Genomic DNA, 21,065 nt, shown 5'->3' with positions numbered 1-21,065 from the left:
CGGGCGTGGGCCGCGAGAGTCCCGGCCCATGATGCTGACTCTCATGGTACTGACTGGGGAACGTACCCCCGGGTAGGGTGCCGTCCCAGATCTTCGACGCGGGTCGTTCGCGGGGCGGGAGCGCTGGGATGAGCAGCAGCAAGACACGTACGGGCGACGGCCGCGGCCGGACGACGGGCAGTGTGCTGTCCGGTCTGGTCGTGGCCGTCGGCTGTGTGCTGTTCCTGGGCGGCTTCGTATGGGGAGCGCTGACCTACCGCCCCTACACGGTGCCGACCGACTCGATGGCCCCGACGATCGGGGTGGGGGACCGGGTGCTGGCCGAGCGGGTGGACGGCTCCGAGGTGCGGCGCGGGGACGTCGTGGTCTTCCGGGACGCGGTGTGGGGCGACGTGCCGATGATCAAGCGGGTCGTCGGGGTGGGCGGCGACACGGTCGCCTGCTGCAGCAAGGACGGCCGGCTGACGATCAACGGCAAGCCCGTCGAAGAACCGTATCTGCACGCCACGGGCCCGGCCTCACCGACCGGCTTCAGCTCAAAGGTGCCGGTGGGCCAGCTCTTCCTTCTCGGTGATCACCGCAACGACTCCCTGGACTCCCGAACGCACCTCAAGGACGCCGACCACGGCTCCGTGTCGCGCGAGGCCGTGGACGCGCGGGTGGACGCCCGGGCGTGGCCGGTCGGCAGCATGGGCGTGGTGGAACGGCCGCAGAGCTTCGCGGCGATGCCAGGCGGCACGTCGCAGCCCGGACCGGTACGCGTCATCGTCATCGCGGTCGTCGTCGGAGCGGTGATGATCCTGGGCGGTGCGGCGTACGGGCCGGTGGCGCGATGGGGGAGGCGTAGGAATGGCTGACGTGACGGGCTCCGATGCGATGGGTGATGACGTGGTGCATGAGGCTCATGGGATGCCTGATACGGCTGGGGAACTGCCGGTGGAGGTGCGCCAGGTCTCACGGGTGGTGCTGCTCGACGGGAACGACCGGGTCCTGCTGCTGAACGGTTACGAACCAAGCGATCCGACCCGTACCTGGTGGTTCACGCCCGGCGGCGGCCTGGAGGGCGAGGAGACCCGCGAGGAGGCCGCGCGCAGGGAGCTGGCCGAAGAGACGGGGATCACCGGCGTACGGCTCGGTCCGCTGCTGTGGAAGCGGCGCTGCGCCTTCCCCTTCGACGGCAGGCGCTGGGAACAGGACGAGTGGTACTACCTGGCTCGTACCGACCGGACTGCAACCGAGATGTCGGGGCAGACAGATCTTGAGCGACGCAGCGTGTCGGGACTGAGGTGGTGGACTTTGGAAGATCTTTCCGCGTCGCATGAGACGGTGTATCCGACGGGATTCGTCGAGCTGCTGCGCAGGCTGCTCGACGAAGGACCCCCTGACGCGCCGGTGCTGCTGGCTACCGAGAGCGTCTGACGCACAATAGGGGGACGCACGGCTGAAGGGGATCTGCCATGAGCGCCGAGGACCTCGAAAAGTACGAGACCGAGATGGAGCTGAAGCTCTACCGGGAGTACCGCGATGTCGTCGGGCTGTTCAAGTATGTGATCGAGACCGAGCGTCGCTTCTATCTCACGAACGATTACGAGATGCAGGTGCACTCCGTACAGGGCGAGGTCTTCTTCGAGGTCTCGATGGCTGATGCGTGGGTCTGGGACATGTACCGGCCGGCTCGTTTCGTGAAGCAGGTACGCGTGTTGACGTTCAAGGACGTGAACATCGAGGAGCTGAACAAGAGCGACCTGGATCTTCCGGGGAGCTGAGGCGCCGCCGGGCCGGTCGAGGCAGGCGCGCGCTGGGCTCGGCGCGGGCCCTGCGGGGCTCGGAGAGGCGGGGGTATCACCGGGTCGAGTGACGAAGTTGTCCACAACCGCTCGGTAGTCCACCAAGATCCAAAAGTCCGTGGCTGAAGCGTCACAGTCGGTGCCGGAGGTGGTGCCGAGTGAACGCCACGAACGAGAAGAAGTACGGACCTGACCGGTGCGAGGCGGGCCCGCGGGAGCATCCGCGTGGTTCGTCACCCCCGGAGGAGACGCCGCGAGGACTGAGCGGCGCACCGCGGGAGTCATGCGGTGGCGCATCGCAGGCCCGAAACGGCCGGACGGCGACAAGCTGCGGAGACGGCCCGCCCGGCTCCCGTACCGTCGCCCGCCGCTCCCGATCCCGCTCCCGCCGCCTCCGACATCCCGTCGGACCGGCCACCGCCCCCTACGACCTGCCCGTCACCAGCGCACGCCGAGCGCTCGGACGCTACGGGGAAGACCTGGCCGCACGCCACCTGACCACGGTCGGCATGCGCATCCTGGATCGCAACTGGCGATGCCAGGACGGCGAGGTCGACATCGTGGCAGCCGACGGTGATGCCCTGGTGCTCTGCGAGGTCAAGGCCCGCCGCGCGGGCTCGTACGAACACCCCATGGCAGCCGTACGGCCGGAGAAGGCCGCCCGTCTTCTGCGCCTGGCGGAGCGCTGGCTGGAGGGACACGGCGGCCCACCGCCCGGCGGAGTGCGCATCGACGTGATCGGAGTGCTGCTGCCGTCGCGTGGCGCACCGCTTCTGGAGCATGTGCGGGGAGTGACCTGACATGGGATTCGCCCGTACGTGCTCGGTCGCGCTGGTCGGGGTCGAAGGCGTGGTCGTGGAGGTCCAGGCGGACCTGGAGCCGGGGGTGGCGGCCTTCGCGCTCGTCGGACTGCCGGACAAGAGCTTGATCGAATCGCGGGACAGGGTACGGGCCGCCGTCGTGAACTCCGGCGGCGAGTGGCCGCAGAAGAAGCTCACCGTCGGCCTCAGCCCGGCCTCGGTGCCCAAGGGCGGCAGCGGATTCGACCTCGCCGTGGCCTGCGCGGTGCTCGGCGCGGCGGAACGGATCGATCCGCGTGAGCTGTCCGACCTCGTCATGATCGGTGAGCTGGGGTTGGACGGACGCGTCCGACCGGTGCGTGGAGTCCTCCCGGCCGTCCTGGCGGCGGCCGACGCCGGATACCGCCAGGTGGTCGTACCGGAGAAGACCGTGGCCGAGGCATCGCTCGTCCCGGGGGTCTCCGTTCTCGGCGTACGCAGTCTCAGGCAGCTGATCGCGGTGCTCACCGACGAGCCGGTGCCGGAAGAGGAGCAGGACAACGCGATCGCCGAAGGGCGCCCCGATTCGCTGCTGGCGGGGCTGGCCGTGCCCGGTACCGGGCTGGGAGTGGAGCGCATGGGTGGCGACCGGCTGCCCGATCTGTCGGACGTCGCCGGACAGTACAGCGCACGAAGAGCCCTGGAAGTGGCGGCAGCCGGACGCCACCATATCTTCTTCCTAGGCCCTCCGGGAGCTGGGAAAACTCTCCTGGCCGAACGCCTGCCCGGGTTGCTTCCCCGCCTTTCGCCCAAGGAGTCCCTGGAGGTGACGGCGGTGCATTCGGTGGCCGGCGCCCTGCCGCCGGGGCAGCCACTTGTGGATCGCCCGCCGTACTGCGCGCCTCACCACAGCGCGACGATGGCCTCGCTCGTGGGTGGCGGCAGCGGCCTTCCCCGGCCCGGAGCCGTGTCGCTGGCGCACCACGGCGTTCTTTTCATCGACGAAGCAGCCGAATGCAACGCCCGCGTGCTGGACGCATTACGGCAGCCGCTGGAGTCGGGGTACGTCGTAGTCGCGCGGGCCGCCGGAATGATGCGTATGCCGGCGAAGTTCCTGCTGGCCCTGGCCGCCAACCCCTGCCCTTGCGGGCGCCACGGCACGCTCGGAGGCGGCTGCGAATGCCGCCCGTCCACCATCCGGCGCTACCGTGCCCGGCTGTCGGGTCCGCTGATGGACCGGGTCGACCTACGGGTGGCGGTGGAGCCCGTCGCACGCTCCGAATTGCTCTCGCTCGCCCAGAGCGCCGAAACCACTGCCGAAGTCGCCGAACGAGTACGAGCCGCCCGCGACCGCGCAGCAGCCCGGCTCGCGGACACGCCATGGAGCACCAACAGTGAGGTCCCGGGCCACGAACTGCGTACGCGCTGGCAAGTCGCCCCGGGCGCGATGGCGCAGGCAGAACACGATCTCGAAACCGGCCTCCTGACGGCCCGCGGCATGGACCGCGTACTCCGGGTCGCCTGGACCTCAGCCGACCTCGCAGGCCACGACCGCCCGACTGCCGAGGACATCAACTGGGCTTTGGAACTCCGCACGGGCATCAGGCGGGGGGTGCCTTTGGCGGCGGGGGTGAGGTGAGGGAGCGGAGCTGCGCGCTCCTTCGGTCGGGCTGGTGGGCTGGTGGGGCGGCCCTGGCGGGTGGCTCCTGGCGCTGTCGGTGTGGCGCAGTTGGTGTGGCGACGCGGATGCTGCCGTTGTGTTGGGAGTGGCGAGTGGTGCGTATGGGAGGCGTCGCCCGGCGGGATGGTTGTGGTGCTGCGTCGACGGAGCGGTCGGTGGTCCGGTGGATGACGGGCGGCAGTCGTCGGACGACCGTCAGGCGACCGGCGTCCAACGCCTGACGCCCGCCGTCCGATGCCTGCCGACTGCCGACTGCCGACTGCCGACTGCCGACCGACGACTGACGCCTACCGTCCGAGGATGGTCGAGGGGAGGAGGAGGGGAGGAGGAGGGGAGGGGGCGGGGGGGGAAGGAGAGCAAGGCGTACGAGCGCAGTTCGGCTCGATACGAACGGGCTCCGACCAGGCGCCGAAGCACGTCTCGGGCCCAGCCGTACCTCGGGCGGGTGAGAACACCCGTCACCTGAGGAGCGTAAGGCCGAATGGATGAAGGCGGGCAGCGGGCAGTCGACGGCGAGGGCTGGTCGCCGTTGGCTGCCTGGCCGACGACGTGTGGCGGATCGGTTACCAGTTACCGCTTTCGGCTACACGGCGCTGCTCGAATGACGAGGAAGCGGTAGACGGAGAAGGGGAGAGGGACATGCGGGGGACCGAAGGCTGTTCTACAGCGAGCGAGCGCCAGGGAGCCGGCGCATGAGTGAAGTGGGGGAGGAGGAGAGGGCGGCACGCGCGGCATTGACGCGTATCGCTGAGCCCGGTGACGAAGCGGTGGGCCGGTGGCTGAGGCAGACGACGCCTGTACACCTCGTACAGTCCCTGCTCGGCGAGTGGGACATGCCGCAAGGAGTGTCGAAAGAAAAATACAAGGGCCTGCGTCTGCGAGCGTCACGGACGGACGCCGACAGAGCCGCTGCAGATCTTGCGGCCGTCGCTGCACTCGGCGGCCGGTTCATCTGCCCGGGAGACGACGAGTGGCCACAGCAATTGAACGATTTAGGGGATGGCAAACCCATCGGCCTGTGGGTACGCGGGCGCGCGAACTTGCGCATGTGGGCCTTACGGTCCGTCGCGGTCGTGGGCGCTCGCGCCTGCACGGAGTACGGCGCCCACTTGGCGGCCACCCTCAGCGCCGGCCTGGCCGACCGTGGCTGGACGGTGGTGTCAGGGGCTGCTTACGGAGTGGATGGCGCGGCTCATCGAGGCGCCCTGGCAGCGAAGGGGGCCTCGGTCGCGGTACTGGCCTCCGGCGTCGACTACGCCTACCCGCGGGGACACACCGAGTTGATCCACCGACTCGCGGAACAGGGCTTGGTGATCGCGGAGTTGCCACCGGGAGATCATCCGACCCGGAGTCGATTCATCATGCGGAACCGGGTCATCGCGGCCCTCACCCGTGGCACCGTCGTCGTAGAGGCCGAACTGCGCAGCGGATCGCTGGTCACCGCCCGGCGGGCGGCAGAGCTGGGCCGGTTCACCATGGGGATGCCGGGGCCGGTCACCAGCGGGCTGTCGGCGGGCGTGCACCAACTGCTGCGCGACGAGGCCGTAGTGGTGACCGAAGCCGCCGAAGTGATCGAGCTGGTCGGCAGCATCGGCGACCTCGCTCCCGCGCAGCGTGGGCCGACCCTGGCGCGTGATCTTCTTGATCCGGTGGCGTCCCGGGTGCTCGAAGCGGTCCCCGCGCGGGGTGGTGCGGACTCGCGGCGACTGGCGCGGGACTCGGGTACGGCAGAGGAAGTCGCGCAGGGCAAGCTCTTCGAGTTGCAGTCGTTGGGATTCGTTCAAAGGTGTGGAGCTGTCTGGGAGTTGGTGCGGTGCCCCGCAGGCGCCGCAGGGCCCCGGAGAGGCGGTACTTGACCTGTGGCGAACGGGTGAAAAGGCGGGAGGAATGTGCGCAAGAGTCGGGTTTGGTGCGTTTCTGCTTACGGAGTCCTGGAGCCGCTGGGTGGCGGTAAGGCGTATCGGTGGTCACTGCGGCGATCGGTGGTGAAGCCGCGTGTGGGGGAGCGTGCGCCGGGCGCCCGTAACGACGCTTCCATCCCCCTGCGAGTGGATTTGGCGTCGCCCCCTGTAACCCGGGGGTGCGGGCAGCGGAACGTATCTGCGCACTCCCGGGCGACCCTTCATCGCGCATCGCGACACTGCAGTCACGCTACGCTCACGAGTAATTCAACCTCACGCACGTGTTCCCCAGTGTTTCGGCAGAACGGCTCAAGGCAACGAATGCCCCAGCACACCTCCGGGTCCGACCGCGCGGCCGCGCCCCCGCCGCGCGCGGTAGCGTGCGCCCCGCCGCGCCCACCTCACTGGAGGAGCTGTGGCGCGCCTACAAGATCTCGGGCGACGGGCGGCTGCGGGAGCAGCTGATCCTGCACTACTCGCCCCTGGTGAAGTACGTCGCCGGCCGGGTCAGTGTCGGCCTGCCGCCCAACGTCGAGCAGGCCGACTTCGTCTCCTCCGGAGTCTTCGGGCTCATCGACGCCATCGAGAAGTTCGATCCCGAGCGGTCGATCAAGTTCGAGACGTACGCCATCACCCGCATCCGGGGCGCGATGATCGACGAACTGCGTGCCCTGGACTGGATCCCGCGGTCGGTACGGCAAAAGGCCAGGGCGGTCGAGCGGGCGTACGCCACGCTGGAGGCCCAACTACGGCGTACCCCGTCCGAGGCGGAGGTGGCCTCGGAAATGGGCATCGCCTTGGAGGAACTCCACGGGGTCTTCAGCCAACTGTCTCTGGCCAACGTCGTCGCCCTGGAGGAACTGCTGCACGTCGGCGGTGAGGGTGGCGACCGGTTGAGCCTGATGGACACCCTGGAGGACACGGCTGCCGACAACCCGGTCGAGGTGGCCGAGGACCGTGAGCTGCGGCGGCTGCTGGCCAGGGCCATCAACACGCTTCCCGAGCGGGAGAAGACCGTCGTGACGCTCTACTACTACGAGGGTCTTACGCTCGCCGAGATCGGCAACGTCCTCGGGGTCACCGAGAGCCGGGTCAGCCAGATCCACACCAAGTCTGTACTCCAGCTCCGCGCCAAGTTGGCTGACGTGGGGCGATGAGCTGGGGCGGGGTGTGGGGAGCCGCCGGCCCCACCCGGTGGGGCGTGTCCTGGCGTGTCGTAGCCGGGGCGGAGGACTCTCGTTGTCGGGTGCTGGATAGAAGCTGGTCGGGGCTGGCTGGCCACAACAGGCAGCCGATGCTTTGCCGGAGGCATCGGTTCCTGTGTGTGGGCCGAGGCGGCGGAGTCACCTGCGTCGGCGTCCTCCCTTGGCCCGGTTCTGCACCTTGGTCTTCGCTTGGCTTTGGCCTGTGCTTACTCGGTTCCGAGCCCCGGACCTTCCGGGCTCGGCGCTCGCTTTTCGCTTCGTTTCCCCCCGCCCCCCGCCCCCCGGCCCCTCCCCTCCCCCCTGCCCACCCACCCCACCTCCTCCTCCCTCCTCTCCGCCCCGGCCCTGCCCCTCGGCCGTTCCAGCGCGGCTTGCTCACCGGCGGCGTTCGCACCGGGAGCGCCTAATTCGAGCTCCCTCCTAGGCGCACTAAAGCTCACGCCGTCCCCGCGACCGCCTCCTTGCGCTCCGCAGCGCCCGCGTCTGACCCGCAGCGCGCAGCGTCCGCGCCTGACCGTGGCGTCCGCGTCCGCCCGCCGCCACCGCGCCTGGCCGCCCCCCGAACCCGGCTTCGACGCCGTGTCCGGCCTCGGCCCCTGGGCCTGGCCGCCGCCCCGGGCCTGACTGCAGCGCCGCACTTGGCCGCTGCACTCGAACCTGGCTTCGACGCCGTGTCCGGCTTCAGCGTCTGCGCCTGGCCGCCGCTCCTGGACCTGACTGCAGTGCCCGCACCTGGCCACCGCACCCGAACCCGGCTTCGGTGCCCGCGTCCGGATTCGGGGTCCGCGCCTTGCCGTCGCACTCGGCCATGGCCGATTCGAATTGACTCGGGATCGGTGTGGGGAGCCTCGCGCATTGACCCTGCGGTCGGTGTTCTCCGACCCGCCGTCGAGAGCCCGCGGGAGGTAGCCAGCCCTGGTCAGCGCCTGGGCTTCTCGCACGTACCTGCAGTCGCTCCACGACTATCGGCATCAGCATCCACCTGCGCACCAGTACCCATGCCAGGCGCTCGTGTCCCCGTTCCGGACGTCGTGCCGGCCCTCGCTATCGTGCTTGCCTGCTTGCTCGGCCTCCTGAACGCGCCCCCGCGGTCGCCCCTGTGGCCGCTGCCCTTGTTTGTCTCCCTCCCTAGCTGAGGCTGAATCTCTGCTCTCGGGGGCTACCCCCTCCCTGGCCTGGCTGCTTTCGGTGTCTCGCCGCGTCGTCGGCCCGCCGCAGCCCCCTCACCGGCCTCGTTCGGTGTCGTTCTCCGGGGTGTCGGCATGGACACATCGTGATGCGGAGTGCCGTGTCCGGCGTGCCATCCGTAGAGTGGTGACGTGCCCAGGATTCGAGCGGCCTCTGTGGCCGAGCACCGGACGATGCAGCGTGGCGCCCTTCTGGACGCCGCCCGCACCCTGCTGTCCGAAGGCGGGACCGAGGCGTTGACCTTCCCCGCCCTCGCTGAGCGAACGGGTCTCGCGCGCTCCTCCGTCTACGAGTACTTCCGTTCCCGCGCGGCTGTCGTCGAAGAGCTCTGCGCTGTCGACTTCCCCGTGTGGGCGGCTGAGGTCGAGGCGGCGATGGAGCGGGTCGAGACACCCGAGGCCAAGATCGAGGCGTATGTGCGGCAACAGCTCGCGCTGGTCGGGGACCGCCGTCACCGGGCCGTCGTCGCGATCTCGGCTGGTGAGCTGGACGCCGGCGCGCGGGAGAAGATCCGTGCCGCGCACGGTGGGCTGATCGCGATGATCGTGGAGGCCTTGGCCGGCCTCGGGCACGAGCAGCCGCGTCTCGCCGCCATGCTGCTTCAGGGCATCGTCGACGCCGCTGTCCGCCGCATCGAGCTCGGGGCCGCGGAAGAGCCCACGCAAATCACGGAGGCCGCGGTCGCCATGGTCCTGGGTGGGGTAAAGGGCTGATCGGCCGGCCGGTCCTCTCTGCTCGGGGTGGGGGAGGGGATGGTGGTGTCGGGGATGGGGGATCGGCGCTGTTGCAGGGGGGAGTGCGAAGACCGCGTGAGGCTGGTCGGTGGGTTTCGCTTCCGTGTCCGGCCTGGGTCGGGGGATCTCGTACGGCGGGGGTGACGCGAGCGTGGGGGATCGCGGCGTCCTGGGGCGTTGTTCGGCTCGGGCACGTTGATGACCGGGAGGAGCCTCGACGGGCCGGGGTTCAGCATTGCCGCCGGGAGCAGGGACAGCGGGTCCAGGTAGGTCTTGTCGCGCAGCAGGCCCCAGTGCAGGCACGGGGTGGAGCAGTGGAACGGGCCCGGGCCGAGCTTGGCCACTGTCTGACCTGCGGTGACGTGGTCACCCTTGTGGACGGTCGGGTGGACCGGTTCGTACGTGGTGCGTAGTGGTGGGCGACCGGACCCTGAGACTTCGATCGACAGGACGCCTCGGCCTGCCACCTTGCCGGCGAAGAGCACGCGTCCAGGAGCGGCGGCCCGTACCGTCGCGTCCTCGGCCGCGAGGAGATCCACCCCCCGATGGCCGGGCGCCCAGGGGGCGGGTGGGGGCTCCCAACCGCGCGCGACGGTGGGCCGCGCGCCCGCCGCTCCAGTGACGGGCCAAGCTCGCTCGCCGGCAGCCGGCGGAGCTGGGCGGCTTTGACCAGGATCGGTCGGGTGGGGAGGTGGCGGACGGTATTCCGGTGATTCCGCAGGCTCCTTGTCCGCAGGCTCCTTGGGGGTGGGGGGAACGGCATGGGCGAATGCCACTCCAGTTGTGGTGGCCCCAGCCGTGGCGGCTCCGGCCGACAGCACGGCCGTTGCGGTGCCCGCTGCGCACAGGGCCAGGAGGCGGGCGGTTGGGGGCGTGGTGCGCCGGGCGTGCGTCACCCGTCTGGAGCTGGAATCAACGGGGGGTGGTGGCGGTAGCCCCGGGGGGTGCGTGTCAGTAGTGGGTACGGCGTGTGCGGCTCGTGCCGGTTGTCGGGTGACTGCGGTGCGTAGGGCCGCGAAGGCGGTTCGTTGTCGCATGTCACGACGGTGCCTTGATCGGCCGCAGCTTGGGGATCTTGAGCTGGATCGGTGGATTACCGACGGGTTGTGTGCAACGTCGTCACCCGTGCGATACCTCGGGCCGCCCCTGCTCGGGCCTTGTCCGGAGCGCTCATTCCCCCTGAGGACACTCCTCAAGGCGGCAAAGCTCCGGGCAGCCATCAGGGGGCACCGGAGAGGCGCGCGCATCACACCAGGAGCCCGTAAACCGTGAGGCCGGTAGGCCGCAACGCCGCAACGCCGCAACGCCGCAACGCCGCAACGCCGCAACGCCGCAACGCCGCAACGCCGCAACGCCGCAACGCCGCAACGCCGCAACGCCGCAACGCCGCAACGCCGCAACGCCGCAACGCCGCAACGCCGCAACGCCGCAACGCCGCAACGCCGCAACGCCGCAACGCCGCAACGCCGCAACGCCCAAAGAGCCTGGCAGGCCCGCACCCCGCCCCTCCCACCCCACCCCCGACCGCACCCCCGCCCCACCCCCACCCCCTGGCCGAAAGGAGTGTGTCGCCCGTCCCTTCGGCGGTCCCGTACACTTCATGTGGCGATCCGGGTCACCGGGTCGACTTCGCACGCCCCGCCACCAGCGCAACATTCCCCATTCGGGCAGCACGGTGGACGCGCCCCTCGGTCCTCGGAAGGCCCCGCAAGGTTCCTTCCCCGGCAGAGCGCGCCGGGGCGTCAGGCACCGCGGCCGCCCGGCCGCAGTGGAACCGAGTAACACGAGGAGTACGGCCATGGCCGTCGTCACGATGCGGGAGCTGCTGGAGAGCGGCGTCCACTTCGGGCACCAGACCCGCCGTTGGAACCCGAAGATGAAGCGCTTCATCTTCACGGAGCGCAACGGCATCTACATCATCGACCTGCTCCAGTCGCTGTCGTACATCGACCGCGCCTACGAGTTCGTCAAGGAGACCGTCGCCCACGGCGGCTCGGTGATGTTCGTCGGCACCAAGAAGCAGGCCCAGGAGGCCATTGCCGAGCAGGCGACCCGCGTGGGCATGCCCTACGTGAACCAGCGCTGGCTCGGCGGCATGCTGACCAACTTCTCGACCGTCTACAAGCGCCTGCAGCGCCTGAAGGAGCTCGAGCAGATCGACTTCGAGGATGTGGCCGCCTCCGGCCTCACCAAGAAGGAGCTGCTGGTTCTCTCCCGCGAGAAGGCCAAGCTGGAGAAGACCCTCGGCGGTATCCGCGAGATGCAGAAGGTGCCCAGCGCCGTCTGGATCGTGGACACCAAGAAGGAGCACATCGCCGTCGGCGAGGCGCGCAAGCTGAACATCCCGGTCGTGGCGATCCTCGACACGAACTGCGACCCGGACGAGGTCGACTACAAGATCCCGGGTAACGACGACGCGATCCGCTCCGTCACCCTGCTCACCCGCGTGATCGCCGACGCCGTCGCCGAGGGCCTCATCGCCCGCTCCGGCGTCGCCACCGGCGACCAGAAGCCGGGCGAGAAGGCCGGCGAGCCGCTCGCCGAGTGGGAGCGCGACCTGCTCGAGGGCGAGAAGAAGGCCGACGACGCCAAGGCCGACGAGGCCAAGGCCGAGGACAAGCCCGCCGAGGCCCCGGCCGCCGAGGCCCCCGCCGCCGAGGCCGAGGCCGAGAAGCCGGCCGCGGACGCCGAGCAGGCCTGACGCCGCACCATCGGTTGACGACGGCGGGGGAGGGCGCCACGAGCGCCGCCCCCGCCGTCCACCCGTAGATCTTTCGACTGTCGAGATTTCGAGAAGAGATTCACAGACCATGGCGAACTACACCGCCGCGGACGTCAAGAAGCTCCGTGAGCTGACCGGCGCCGGCATGATGGACTGCAAGAAGGCCCTGGACGAGGCCGAGGGCAGCGTCGACAAGGCCGTGGAGATCCTCCGCGTCAAGGGCCAGAAGGGCGTCGCCAAGCGCGAGAGCCGTTCGGCCGAGAACGGCGCCGTCGTCTCCCTCATCTCCGAGGACAAGACCTCCGGCGTCCTGCTGGAGCTGAAGTGCGAGACGGACTTCGTCGCCAAGGGCGAGAAGTTCCTGGCCGTCGCCAACGCGCTCGCCGCGCACGTCGCCGCCACCTCCCCGGCCGACCTGGAGACGCTGCTCGCCTCCGAGATCGAGGCCGGCAAGACCGTCCAGGCGTACGTCGACGAGGCCAACGCCACGCTCGGCGAGAAGATCGTCCTGGACCGCTTCGCGCAGTTCTCCGGCGGCTACGTGGCCGCTTACATGCACCGCACCATGCCCGACCTCCCGCCGCAGGTCGGCGTCCTGGTCGAGCTGGACAAGGAGAACGCCGAGACCGCCAAGGACGTCGCGCAGCACATCGCCGCGTTCGCGCCGAAGTACCTCACCCGTGAGGACGTTCCGGCCGACGTCGTCGAGAACGAGCGTCGCGTCGCCGAGGCCACCTCGCGTGAGGAGGGCAAGCCCGAGGCCGCCCTCCCGAAGATCGTCGAGGGTCGCGTCAACGGCTTCTTCAAGGAGAACACGCTGCTCGCGCAGCCCTTCGCGAAGGACAACAAGAAGTCCGTCGAGAAGGTCCTGAACGAGGCCGGTGTCTCGCTGAAGCGCTTCGCGCGCATCCGCGTCGGCGCCTGAGCCAAGCCGTGGGCCTTGTCGCCAAGGCCAGCGAATGACCTGCGGCCCCGCTAGGGTCGTACGCAGTCGGCCGCATACCGGCCGGCCGCAGATGTGACGAGGAGGCCATTGCCGTACAGGGATCTGCACCAGACCCCCGGCAATGGCCTTCTTCGTATGTGCACGAGGAGAGCGTGATGAATCAGGGTGCCGACGGCGCGGACACAGCCCACAAAGCCGACAGTGACGGGAAGGGACGCTTCCTTCTGAAGCTGTCGGGCGAAGCGTTCGCCGGCGGCGGCGGACTGGGTGTCGACCCCGATGTCGTGCACGCCATCGCCCGCGAGATCGCAGCCGTGGTCCGCGACGGCTACGAGATCGCCATCGTGATCGGCGGCGGCAACTTCTTCCGCGGCGCCGAACTGCAGCAGCGCGGCATGGACCGCGCCCGCTCGGACTACATGGGCATGCTCGGTACGGTCATGAACTGCCTGGCCCTCCAGGACTTCCTGGAGAAGGAGGGCATCGACTGCCGCGTACAGACCGCCATCACCATGGGACAGGTCGCGGAACCGTACATTCCGCTGCGCGCCGTCCGCCACATGGAGAAGGGCCGCGTGGTCATCTTCGGGGCGGGCATGGGCATGCCGTACTTCTCCACCGACACCACCGCGGCGCAGCGCGCCCTGGAGGTCGGCGCCGAGGCCATGCTGATGGGCAAGAACGGGGTGGACGGGGTCTACGACGCCGACCCCAAGAAGTTCCCGGACGCGGTGAAGTTCGACGCCCTGGAGTACGGCGAGGTCATCACCCGTGACCTCAAGGTCGCCGACGCGACCGCCATCACGCTCTGCCGTGACAACAAGCTTCCGATCCTCGTCTTCGAGCTGCTCGCCGAGGGCAACATCGCGCGCGCGGTGAAGGGTGAGAAGATCGGCACGCTCGTCAGCGATCAGGGCACCCGGGCCTGACGGCCCCAACTGCCGTAGTGCCGTACGGGCAGGGCTCCGTACGGGCGGCAACCCCGGGCCGTGGATGACCTCGGCACGGGGATGGACAATGGCCTGCCGGTCGGACACCGTGCAGGAGAAGACGCGCGGCAGGGGCGAGGCTCTGCTTCTTACCGAAAAGACCAGGAGCAAGTGGTGATCGAAGAGATCCTCCTCGAGGCCGAGGAGAAGATGGAGAAGGCCGTCGTGGTCGCCAAGGAGGACTTCGCCGCGATTCGCACCGGGCGTGCGCACCCGGCGATGTTCAACAAGATCGTGGCGGACTACTACGGCGCCATGACACCGATCAACCAGCTGGCGTCGTTCTCGGTGCCCGAACCGCGGATGGCCGTGGTGACCCCGTTCGACAAGAGCGCGCTGCGCAACATCGAGCAGGCCATCCGGGACTCCGACCTGGGCGTCAACCCGAGCAACGACGGCAACATCATTCGCGTGAACTTCCCGGAGCTCACCGAGGAGCGCCGCCGGGAGTTCATCAAGGTCGCCAAGAACAAGGCCGAGGACTCGAAGATCTCGATCCGCAGCATCCGGCGCAAGGCCAAGGAGACCCTCGACAAGCTCGTCAAGGACAAGGAGTCCGGCGAGGACGAGGTGCGCCGGGCGGAGAAGGAGCTCGACGACACCACCGCGAAGTACGTCGCGCAGGTGGACGAGCTCCTCAAGCACAAGGAATCCGAGCTCCTCGAGGTCTGATGAACGAGTCATCCTGGGGGGCCCCGCCTGGCGTCGGCCGAGCCGGTCAATGGGGACCACCCGACCAGGGACCCGTCGGTACGGCGGGTCCCGCGCACGACTGGGGCGCGGCGGCGCAGACTCGCCCCATGCCCATCGTGCCCGACACAGGCGGACACCAGGACGACGACCGGAATCCTCTGGACGACGACCGGGACCACCGGGACCACCGGGACGACCTGGGGGCCGCTCGGCCGAGCGGCCCCCTGTTCCGCGACGAACAGCCGCAGGAGCCCATGCCCACCTCCATGCCGGGGCCCGACAGCTCACAGCAACCCCCAAGCCGCAGAAGAAGAGCGCGGGACGCAACCTCCGGGCCGCCATAGGGGTCGGCGTCGGCCTCGGCGCGGTCATCCTCTTCTCGCTCTTCGTCTACAAGCCCCTGTTCGTGGGCGTGATAGTCGTCGCGGTGGTCGTGGGCCTGTGGGAACTGACCTCGCGGCTGGCGGAGCGCAAGGACATCAAGGTCCCCCTGGTGCCGCTCGCGCTCGGCGGTACGGCGATGGTGGTCGCCGGCTACGTACGCGGCGCCGAGGGCGCCTGGGTGGCGATGGCGCTCACCGCGCTCGCCGCCCTCGTGTGGCGCATGACGGAGGCCCCCGAGAACTACCTCAGGGACGTCACGGCAGGCGTCTTCGCGGCGTTCTACGTGCCGTTCCTGGCGACGTTCGTGGCGATGATGCTGGCCGCCGACGACGGGCCGGAGCGCGTCCTGACGTTCCTGCTGCTGACCGTCGTCAGCGACACGGGCGCGTACGCGGTCGGCTGGCGCTTCGGCAGGAACAAGCTCGCCCCGCGCATCAGCCCCGGCAAGACCCGCGAGGGCCTGTTCGGCGCGGTGCTGTTCGCCATGGTCGCGGGCGCGTTGTGCATGGAACTGATCATCACCGACGGCGCCTGGTGGCAGGGCCTGCTCCTGGGCATCGCCGTCGCGGCCAGCGCGACCCTCGGTGACCTCGGCGAGTCCATGATCAAGCGGGACCTCGGTATCAAGGACATGGGCACCCTGCTGCCCGGCCACGGCGGGATCATGGACCGCCTGGACTCCCTCCTGCCGACCGCCCCGATCGTCTGGCTGCTGTACGTGATCTTCGTCGGCTCCGGCTGACCAGCGGTTTTCCGTATGCGGTCGTAGGGCCCGCCACCCCGGGTGGCGGGCCCTACGCACGTCGAGAACAGCTCCGGATCGCGTCGGCGATCGTCACTTCGTACGTCTGCGACACTGGAAGAACCATGCCTAAGCCCGGAGAACTCACTTTCGTCGCGCCGCGTGGGGCCAAGAAGCCCCCGCGGCACCTTGCCGATCTCACCCCCGCCGAGCGGCGCGAAGCCGTGGCCGCGGCCGGTGAGAAGCCGTTCCGTGCCAAGCAGCTATCGCAGCACTACTTCGCGCGGTACGCGCACGACCCGGCGGAGTGGACGGACATCCCGGCCGCGGCGCGGGAGAAGCTGGCGTCGGAGCTGCTGCCCGAGCTGATGAGTGTGGTGCGGCACATCTCGTGCGACGACGACACCACCCGTAAGACGCTGTGGAAGCTGCACGACGGGACGCTCGTGGAGTCCGTGCTGATGCGCTACCCGGACCGCGTCACGATGTGCATCTCGTCGCAGGCCGGGTGCGGCATGAACTGTCCGTTCTGTGCGACGGGGCAGGCGGGGCTGGACCGGAACCTCTCCACCGCCGAGATCGTTCATCAGATCGTCGACGGTATGCGTGCGCTGCGTGACGGTGAGGTGCCGGGGGGTCCGGCCCGGCTGTCCAACATCGTCTTCATGGGCATGGGCGAGCCGCTGGCGAACTACAAGCGGGTCGTGGGCGCGATCCGGCGGCTGACCGACCCCGAGCCCGACGGGGTGGGCCTGTCCCAGCGGGGCATCACGGTGTCCACGGTCGGTCTGGTCCCGGCGATGCTGCGGTTCGCGGACGAGGGCCTGAAGTGCCGGCTCGCGGTGTCGCTGCACGCGCCGGACGACGAGCTGCGCGACACGCTCGTACCGGTCAACACGCGCTGGAAGGTGCGTGAGGTGCTGGACGCGGCCTGGGAGTACGCGGAGAAGTCCGGGCGCCGGATCTCGATCGAGTACGCCCTGATCCGGGACATCAACGACCAGGCGTGGCGCGGTGACCTGCTGGGACGCCTGCTCAAGGGCAGGCGGGTCCATGTGAACCTGATCCCGCTGAATCCGACGCCCGGGTCCAAGTGGACGGCGTCCCGTCCCGAGGACGAGAAGGCGTTCGTGGAGGCCATCGCCGCGCACGGCGTGCCGGTGACCGTCCGCGACACGCGCGGGCAGGAGATCGACGGCGCCTGCGGGCAGCTCGCCGCCTCGGAGCGCTGAGAGCCCGCTGGTACCGTGTGATCGAACAAATGCACATTCCGACAGGGGAGCGCCACAGCGCTGAGAGTGCGGCAGTGTCACGGACCCAGACCGAAAGGACTGGCGTCACGGACACCGAGGTGCCGCAGACCCTTGAACCTCGCCCGGGTCATTCCGGGTAGGAAGTTCGGTCGTCACTCATGCTGTTGCGCCCCGTCCGGCCTTCTTCGCGAAGCGCCGGGCGGGGCCGCGTCTCTTCCTGGCCAGCCAGGAGGAATTCAGTGAGCACCACCAGAAGGATCACCGTCACGGCGCTGGCCGTCGCGGCCGGCATGACGGCGCTCGCCGCGTGCGGGTCCGGCGGCAGCGGCGGCGACAAGGATCCGAAGACCGTCACGCTCGTCAGCCATGACTCCTTCAACGTCTCGAAGTCCGTACTGGCGGAGTTCACCGAGCAGACCGGCTACAAGGTCGACGTGCTCAAGGGCGGGGACGCGGGCAAGGCCGTCAACCAGGCGATCCTGTCCAAGGGGAACCCGCAGGGTGATGTCTTCTTCGGTATCGACAACACGCTGCTGTCGCGGGGGCTGAAGGAAGGGATCTTCAGCCCGTACCAGGCCAAGGGGCTGGAGAGCGTCCCGGCCGAGTTGCAGCTCGACCAGGCCGAGCACCGGGTGACGCCCGTCGACTACGGCGACACCTGCGTCAACTACGACCGGGCCTACTTCGCCGAGCACAAGATCGCGCCGCCGGAGACCTTCGACGACCTGCTCGAGCCCGAGTACAAGGGGCTGCTGATCACCGAGAACTCCGCCACGTCGTCGCCGGGGCTCGCCTTCCAGCTCGGCACCGTCGCCAAGTACGGCGAGTCCGGCTGGCAGGACTACTGGAAGAAGCTCAAGGCCAACGGCGTCGAGGTCGTGGACGGCTGGGAGCAGGCGTACAACGAGCGCTTCTCGGGCTCGGCGGCAGGCAAGGGCAAGGGCGACAAGCCCCTGGTGGTCTCGTACGCGTCGAGCCCGCCGGTGGAGGTGCTGGGCAAGAAGCCGGAGCCGAAGGAGGCGCCCACCGGTGTCGCGGCCGGCACCTGCTTCCGGCAGGTCGAGTTCGCGGGCCTGCTCAAGGGCGCCAAGAACGAGAAGGGCGGCAAGGCGCTGCTGGACTTCCTGCTGAGCAAGAAGTTCCAGGAGGACGTGCCGCTCCAGATGTTCGTCAACCCGGCGCGTAAGGACGCGAAGGTGCCGGAGCTGTTCACCAAGTACGGCCGGAAGATCGACAAGCCGGAGACGGTGGCTCCGGAGGCGATCACCAAGAACCGCGAACAGTGGATCAAGCAGTGGTCCTCGCTCGTCCTGAAGTGACCGGCCGCGCGAAGCGGGCGCGCGGCTCCCGGGGAACGGCCACCCGGCTGGCCCTGATGGCGCTGCCGCTCGCCTTCTTCGCGCTGTTCTTCGCCTACCCGGTCGCCGCGATCGTCGGGCGCGGGCTGAAGGACGGCGGGCAGTGGCAGCTCGGCCGGGCCGGGGAGGTGCTCTCCGACCCGGACGTCCTGCACGTCCTGTGGTTCACCGTCTGGCAGGCGGCGGCCTCGACCGGGCTCACGCTGCTGATCGCGCTCCCCGGCGCGTATGTCTTCGCGCGCTTCGAATTCCCCGGAAAGAAGCTGCTGCGGTCCGTGGTCGCGGTGCCGTTCGTCCTGCCCACGGTGGTGGTGGGGTCGGCGTTCCTGGCCCTGGTCGGGCGCGGCGGAGTGCTGGACGACCTGTGGGGCGTACGGCTGGACACGTCGGTGTGGGCGATCCTGCTGGCGCACGTCTTCTTCAACTACGCCGTGGTCGTACGGACCGTGTCCGGCCTCTGGGGGCAGCTCGACCCGCGGCAGGAGGAAGCGGCCCGGGTGCTCGGCGCGTCCCGCTGGGGCGCCTGGCGGCGGGTGACACTGCCCGCGCTGGGGCCGGCCGTCGCGGCCGCCGCACTCATGGTCTTCCTCTTCACCTTCACCTCCTTCGGTGTGGTGCAGATCCTGGGAGGGCCGACGTTTTCCACTCTGGAGGTGGAGATCTACCGGCAGACCGCCGATTTCCTGGATCTGCCGACCGCTGCCGTCCTCACGATGCTCCAGTTCGCCGCCGTACTGGCGCTGCTGGGCCTGCACGCCTGGACCGTACGGCGGCGGGAGGCCACCCTCACGCTCGTCGACCCGGCGCAGACGGTACGGCGGCCGCGCGGCGCCGGCCAATGGACGCTGCTGTGGGGGACGCTCGTCGTGATCGTGCTGCTGCTGGTGGTGCCGCTGGCGGTGCTGATCGAGCGGTCCTTCGCCGGGCCGGACGGCTACGGGTTCACGTTCTACCGGGCGTTGCAGTCCGCTGCCTCCATGGACAGCACCTTCGCCGTGGCCCCCTTGAACGCCTTGTGGAACTCGCTCGCGTACGGGGCCGCCGCCACGCTGATCGCCCTGGTGGTGGGCGGGCTGGCCGCGGCCGCGCTGACGAAGCGGGGCGGCAGGCTGGTGCGCGGGTTCGACGCGTTGCTGATGCTGCCCCTCGGGGTTTCGGCCGTGACCGTCGGGTTCGGCTTTCTGATCACTCTTGATGAGCCGCCGCTCGATCTGCGGTCGTCGTGGTGGCTGGTGCCGCTGGCCCAGGCCCTGGTCGGAGTGCCTTTCGTCGTACGGACCATGCTGCCCGTGCTGCGCGCCGTGGACGAACGGCTGCGGGAGGCCGCGGCGGTGCTGGGGGCCTCGCCGTGGCGGGTGTGGCGCGAGGTCGACCTGCCGCTGGTGCGGCGGGCCCTGCTGGTCGCCGCGGGCTTCGCGTTCGCCGTGTCGCTGGGCGAGTTCGGCGCGACGGTCTTCATCGCGCGGCCCGACAACCCGACGCTGCCGGTGGCCGTCGCTCGGCTGCTGGGACGCGCCGGAGAACTCAACTACGGACAGGCCATGGCACTGTCCACGATCTTGATGGTGGTGTGCGCGGGCGCGCTGCTGGCGCTGGAGCGCATCCGTACCGACCAGGCCGGAGAGTTTTAGATGGCGGAACACGCCGACACGGCGGACCAGGCGCTGCTGCGGCTGGACGACGTCACCGTCCGCTTCCGTACCGGGCAGCCGCCGGCGCTGGACGGGGTCGGCCTGAGCGTCGCCGCGCAGGAGATCGTCTGCGTGCTGGGGCCCAGCGGCAGCGGCAAATCCACGCTCCTGCGGGTCGTGGCGGGACTGCAGGCCGCCGACACGGGGCGCGTCCTCCTGCAAGGACGGGACCAGTCGGGCGTGCCCACACACCGCCGCGGCGTCGGGCTGATGTTCCAGGACCACCAGCTCTTCCCGCAGCGCGACGTCGGCGGGAACGTGGCCTTCGGCCTGCGCATGCGCGGCGCCTCACGTGCCGAACAGGAGCGTACGGTTGCCGAACTCCTGGACCTGGTCGGCCTGCCGGGCGCCCAGCGGCGCGCCGTGGCGGCGCTGTCCGGCGGCGAACAACAGCGGGTCGCGCTGGCCCGTGCCCTCGCACCGAGGCCACGGCTGCTGATGCTGGACGAGCCGCTCGGCCAGCTCGACCGCGGCCTGCGGGAGCGGCTGGTCGTCGAACTGCGGAGGGTCTTCGGCGAGCTCGGGACGACCGTGCTGGCCGTGACGCACGACCAGGGTGAAGCCTTCGCGCTGGCCGACCGGGTGGTGGTCATGCAGGAGGGGCGGATCGCGCAGAGCGGCACCCCGCTGGAGGTCTGGCAGCGTCCCGCCACCGAGTTCGTCGCCCGCTTCCTGGGCTTCGACAACGTGGTGGAGGCGACCGTACGGGGTGGATCGGCCGACACCCCGTGGGGCAAGGTCCCGGTGCCGGACGGCACACCGGACGGCCCGTGCCGCCTGCTGGTGCGCCCGGCCGGGGTGAGGATCACGGCTGCCGCGGACGGATTGCCGTGCAGGGTAGCCGCGCGCACCTTCCGCGGTACCCATGTCGCCCTGCTCCTTCAGCCGGACACCGGGCCGCAGGTGGAGGCCGCCTGCGCGCTGCGGGACGCACCGCAGGACGGCGAATCGGTGGGCGTCACCTTCGCGGCCGAGGACGTCGTGGTCCTGGACGGCTGAGGGACGCCCACCA

At 69.7% G+C, this 21,065-nt stretch carries 16 protein-coding genes and 2 pseudogenes; 17 read left to right on the top strand and 1 reads right to left on the bottom strand.

Features of this window, described 5'->3' with window-relative positions:
- The first annotated feature begins 128 nt into the window (after nucleotides 1-128).
- The 8 genes and pseudogenes from lepB (at nucleotide 129) to EJG53_RS11265 (ending at nucleotide 9,254) form a co-directional block, all read left to right on the top strand.
- Nucleotides 129-857: a signal peptidase I gene (gene lepB / locus EJG53_RS11300; RefSeq protein ID WP_125044742.1), complete on the top strand. Its 729-nt coding sequence runs from the start codon at nucleotides 129-131 to the stop codon at nucleotides 855-857.
- Between the two features lie 52 nt (nucleotides 858-909).
- Nucleotides 910-1,419 (top strand): NUDIX hydrolase, encoded by a 510-nt coding sequence (locus EJG53_RS11295; RefSeq protein ID WP_125049313.1) that lies wholly within the window; start codon nucleotides 910-912, stop codon nucleotides 1,417-1,419.
- 38 nt (nucleotides 1,420-1,457) lie between these two features.
- Nucleotides 1,458-1,766 carry a DUF2469 domain-containing protein gene (locus EJG53_RS11290; RefSeq protein WP_003980220.1) on the top strand — a complete coding sequence of 103 codons (309 nt, stop codon included), beginning with the start codon at nucleotides 1,458-1,460 and terminating at the stop codon, nucleotides 1,764-1,766.
- A gap of 452 nt (nucleotides 1,767-2,218) precedes the next feature.
- Entirely contained in the window at nucleotides 2,219-2,587 is a 369-nt protein-coding gene (locus EJG53_RS11285; RefSeq protein ID WP_125049312.1) for a YraN family protein, read from the top strand.
- Nucleotide 2,588: 1 nt separating this feature from the next.
- Nucleotides 2,589-4,205, top strand: coding sequence for a YifB family Mg chelatase-like AAA ATPase (locus EJG53_RS11280; protein WP_125044741.1), 1,617 nt, complete (start codon nucleotides 2,589-2,591; stop codon nucleotides 4,203-4,205).
- A gap of 734 nt (nucleotides 4,206-4,939) precedes the next feature.
- The gene (dprA, locus tag EJG53_RS11275; protein ID WP_125044740.1) at nucleotides 4,940-6,103 is read left to right on the top strand and encodes a DNA-processing protein DprA; all 1,164 of its coding nucleotides are present in this window, start codon (nucleotides 4,940-4,942) and stop codon (nucleotides 6,101-6,103) included.
- A gap of 366 nt (nucleotides 6,104-6,469) precedes the next feature.
- Nucleotides 6,470-7,305: pseudogene (whiG, locus tag EJG53_RS11270) on the top strand (RNA polymerase sigma factor WhiG).
- A gap of 1,409 nt (nucleotides 7,306-8,714) precedes the next feature.
- Nucleotides 8,715-9,254 carry a TetR/AcrR family transcriptional regulator gene (locus tag EJG53_RS11265; RefSeq protein WP_032928673.1) on the top strand — a complete coding sequence of 180 codons (540 nt, stop codon included), beginning with the start codon at nucleotides 8,715-8,717 and terminating at the stop codon, nucleotides 9,252-9,254.
- On the opposite strand, the gene EJG53_RS43865 is transcribed toward EJG53_RS11265, so the two are convergent.
- Nucleotides 9,143-10,312 carry a M23 family metallopeptidase gene (locus EJG53_RS43865; protein ID WP_125044738.1) on the bottom strand — a complete coding sequence of 390 codons (1,170 nt, stop codon included), beginning with the start codon at nucleotides 10,310-10,312 and terminating at the stop codon, nucleotides 9,143-9,145. The two genes, EJG53_RS11265 and EJG53_RS43865, sit on opposite strands and share 112 nt — an antisense overlap.
- A gap of 761 nt (nucleotides 10,313-11,073) precedes the next feature.
- Here EJG53_RS43865 and rpsB point away from each other — a divergent pair.
- The 9 genes and pseudogenes from rpsB (at nucleotide 11,074) to EJG53_RS11210 (ending at nucleotide 21,052) form a co-directional block, all read left to right on the top strand.
- Nucleotides 11,074-11,976, top strand: a complete 903-nt coding sequence (rpsB, locus tag EJG53_RS11250; RefSeq protein WP_125044737.1) for a 30S ribosomal protein S2 — start codon at nucleotides 11,074-11,076, stop codon at nucleotides 11,974-11,976.
- Between the two features lie 109 nt (nucleotides 11,977-12,085).
- On the top strand, nucleotides 12,086-12,922 hold the full coding sequence (tsf, locus tag EJG53_RS11245) for a translation elongation factor Ts (protein WP_031008899.1): 837 nt from the start codon (nucleotides 12,086-12,088) through the stop codon (nucleotides 12,920-12,922).
- 176 nt (nucleotides 12,923-13,098) lie between these two features.
- Nucleotides 13,099-13,872, top strand: coding sequence for a UMP kinase (gene pyrH / locus EJG53_RS11240; protein WP_030017377.1), 774 nt, complete (start codon nucleotides 13,099-13,101; stop codon nucleotides 13,870-13,872).
- A 174-nt stretch (nucleotides 13,873-14,046) separates the two neighbouring features.
- Nucleotides 14,047-14,604 (top strand): ribosome recycling factor, encoded by a 558-nt coding sequence (frr, locus tag EJG53_RS11235; RefSeq protein ID WP_031008895.1) that lies wholly within the window; start codon nucleotides 14,047-14,049, stop codon nucleotides 14,602-14,604.
- Nucleotides 14,604-15,751, top strand: a pseudogene (locus EJG53_RS11230) (phosphatidate cytidylyltransferase). The gene frr and the pseudogene EJG53_RS11230 overlap by 1 nt, the downstream one beginning before the upstream one ends.
- Nucleotides 15,752-15,876: 125 nt before the next feature.
- Nucleotides 15,877-16,983: a dual-specificity RNA methyltransferase RlmN gene (rlmN, locus tag EJG53_RS11225; protein WP_125044736.1), complete on the top strand. Its 1,107-nt coding sequence runs from the start codon at nucleotides 15,877-15,879 to the stop codon at nucleotides 16,981-16,983.
- A 260-nt stretch (nucleotides 16,984-17,243) separates the two neighbouring features.
- On the top strand, nucleotides 17,244-18,323 hold the full coding sequence (locus tag EJG53_RS11220) for a thiamine ABC transporter substrate-binding protein (RefSeq protein ID WP_125044735.1): 1,080 nt from the start codon (nucleotides 17,244-17,246) through the stop codon (nucleotides 18,321-18,323).
- Between the two features lie 56 nt (nucleotides 18,324-18,379).
- Nucleotides 18,380-19,993, top strand: a complete 1,614-nt coding sequence (locus EJG53_RS11215; protein ID WP_125049311.1) for an ABC transporter permease — start codon at nucleotides 18,380-18,382, stop codon at nucleotides 19,991-19,993.
- Nucleotides 19,994-21,052, top strand: coding sequence for an ABC transporter ATP-binding protein (locus tag EJG53_RS11210; protein WP_125044734.1), 1,059 nt, complete (start codon nucleotides 19,994-19,996; stop codon nucleotides 21,050-21,052).
- The last annotated feature ends 13 nt before the right edge of the window (nucleotides 21,053-21,065 follow it).

The sequence above is a fragment of the Streptomyces chrestomyceticus JCM 4735 genome, from assembly GCF_003865135.1.
Taxonomy (GTDB): Bacteria; Actinomycetota; Actinomycetes; order Streptomycetales; family Streptomycetaceae; genus Streptomyces; species Streptomyces chrestomyceticus.
Note: the sequence above shows the minus strand (reverse complement) of the source record. Positions and strands in the feature narration are given on the sequence as shown.

Bases quoted from the DNA above. Each gene is read 5' to 3' on its own strand.
- dprA (WP_125044740.1), top strand. From the start codon at position 4,940: ATGAGTGAAGTGGGGGAGGAGGAGAGGGCGGCACGCGCGGCATTGACG.
- pyrH (WP_030017377.1), top strand. From the start codon at position 13,099: ATGAATCAGGGTGCCGACGGCGCGGACACAGCCCACAAAGCCGACAGT.
- rlmN (WP_125044736.1), top strand. From the start codon at position 15,877: ATGCCTAAGCCCGGAGAACTCACTTTCGTCGCGCCGCGTGGGGCCAAG.
- EJG53_RS11280 (WP_125044741.1), top strand. From the start codon at position 2,589: ATGGGATTCGCCCGTACGTGCTCGGTCGCGCTGGTCGGGGTCGAAGGC.
- EJG53_RS11290 (WP_003980220.1), top strand. From the start codon at position 1,458: ATGAGCGCCGAGGACCTCGAAAAGTACGAGACCGAGATGGAGCTGAAG.
- EJG53_RS11265 (WP_032928673.1), top strand. From the start codon at position 8,715: ATGCAGCGTGGCGCCCTTCTGGACGCCGCCCGCACCCTGCTGTCCGAA.
- EJG53_RS11215 (WP_125049311.1), top strand. From the start codon at position 18,380: ATGGCGCTGCCGCTCGCCTTCTTCGCGCTGTTCTTCGCCTACCCGGTC.
- EJG53_RS43865 (WP_125044738.1), bottom strand. From the start codon at position 10,312: ATGCGACAACGAACCGCCTTCGCGGCCCTACGCACCGCAGTCACCCGA.
- tsf (WP_031008899.1), top strand. From the start codon at position 12,086: ATGGCGAACTACACCGCCGCGGACGTCAAGAAGCTCCGTGAGCTGACC.
- lepB (WP_125044742.1), top strand. From the start codon at position 129: ATGAGCAGCAGCAAGACACGTACGGGCGACGGCCGCGGCCGGACGACG.
- EJG53_RS11210 (WP_125044734.1), top strand. From the start codon at position 19,994: ATGGCGGAACACGCCGACACGGCGGACCAGGCGCTGCTGCGGCTGGAC.
- EJG53_RS11295 (WP_125049313.1), top strand. From the start codon at position 910: ATGCCTGATACGGCTGGGGAACTGCCGGTGGAGGTGCGCCAGGTCTCA.
- rpsB (WP_125044737.1), top strand. From the start codon at position 11,074: ATGGCCGTCGTCACGATGCGGGAGCTGCTGGAGAGCGGCGTCCACTTC.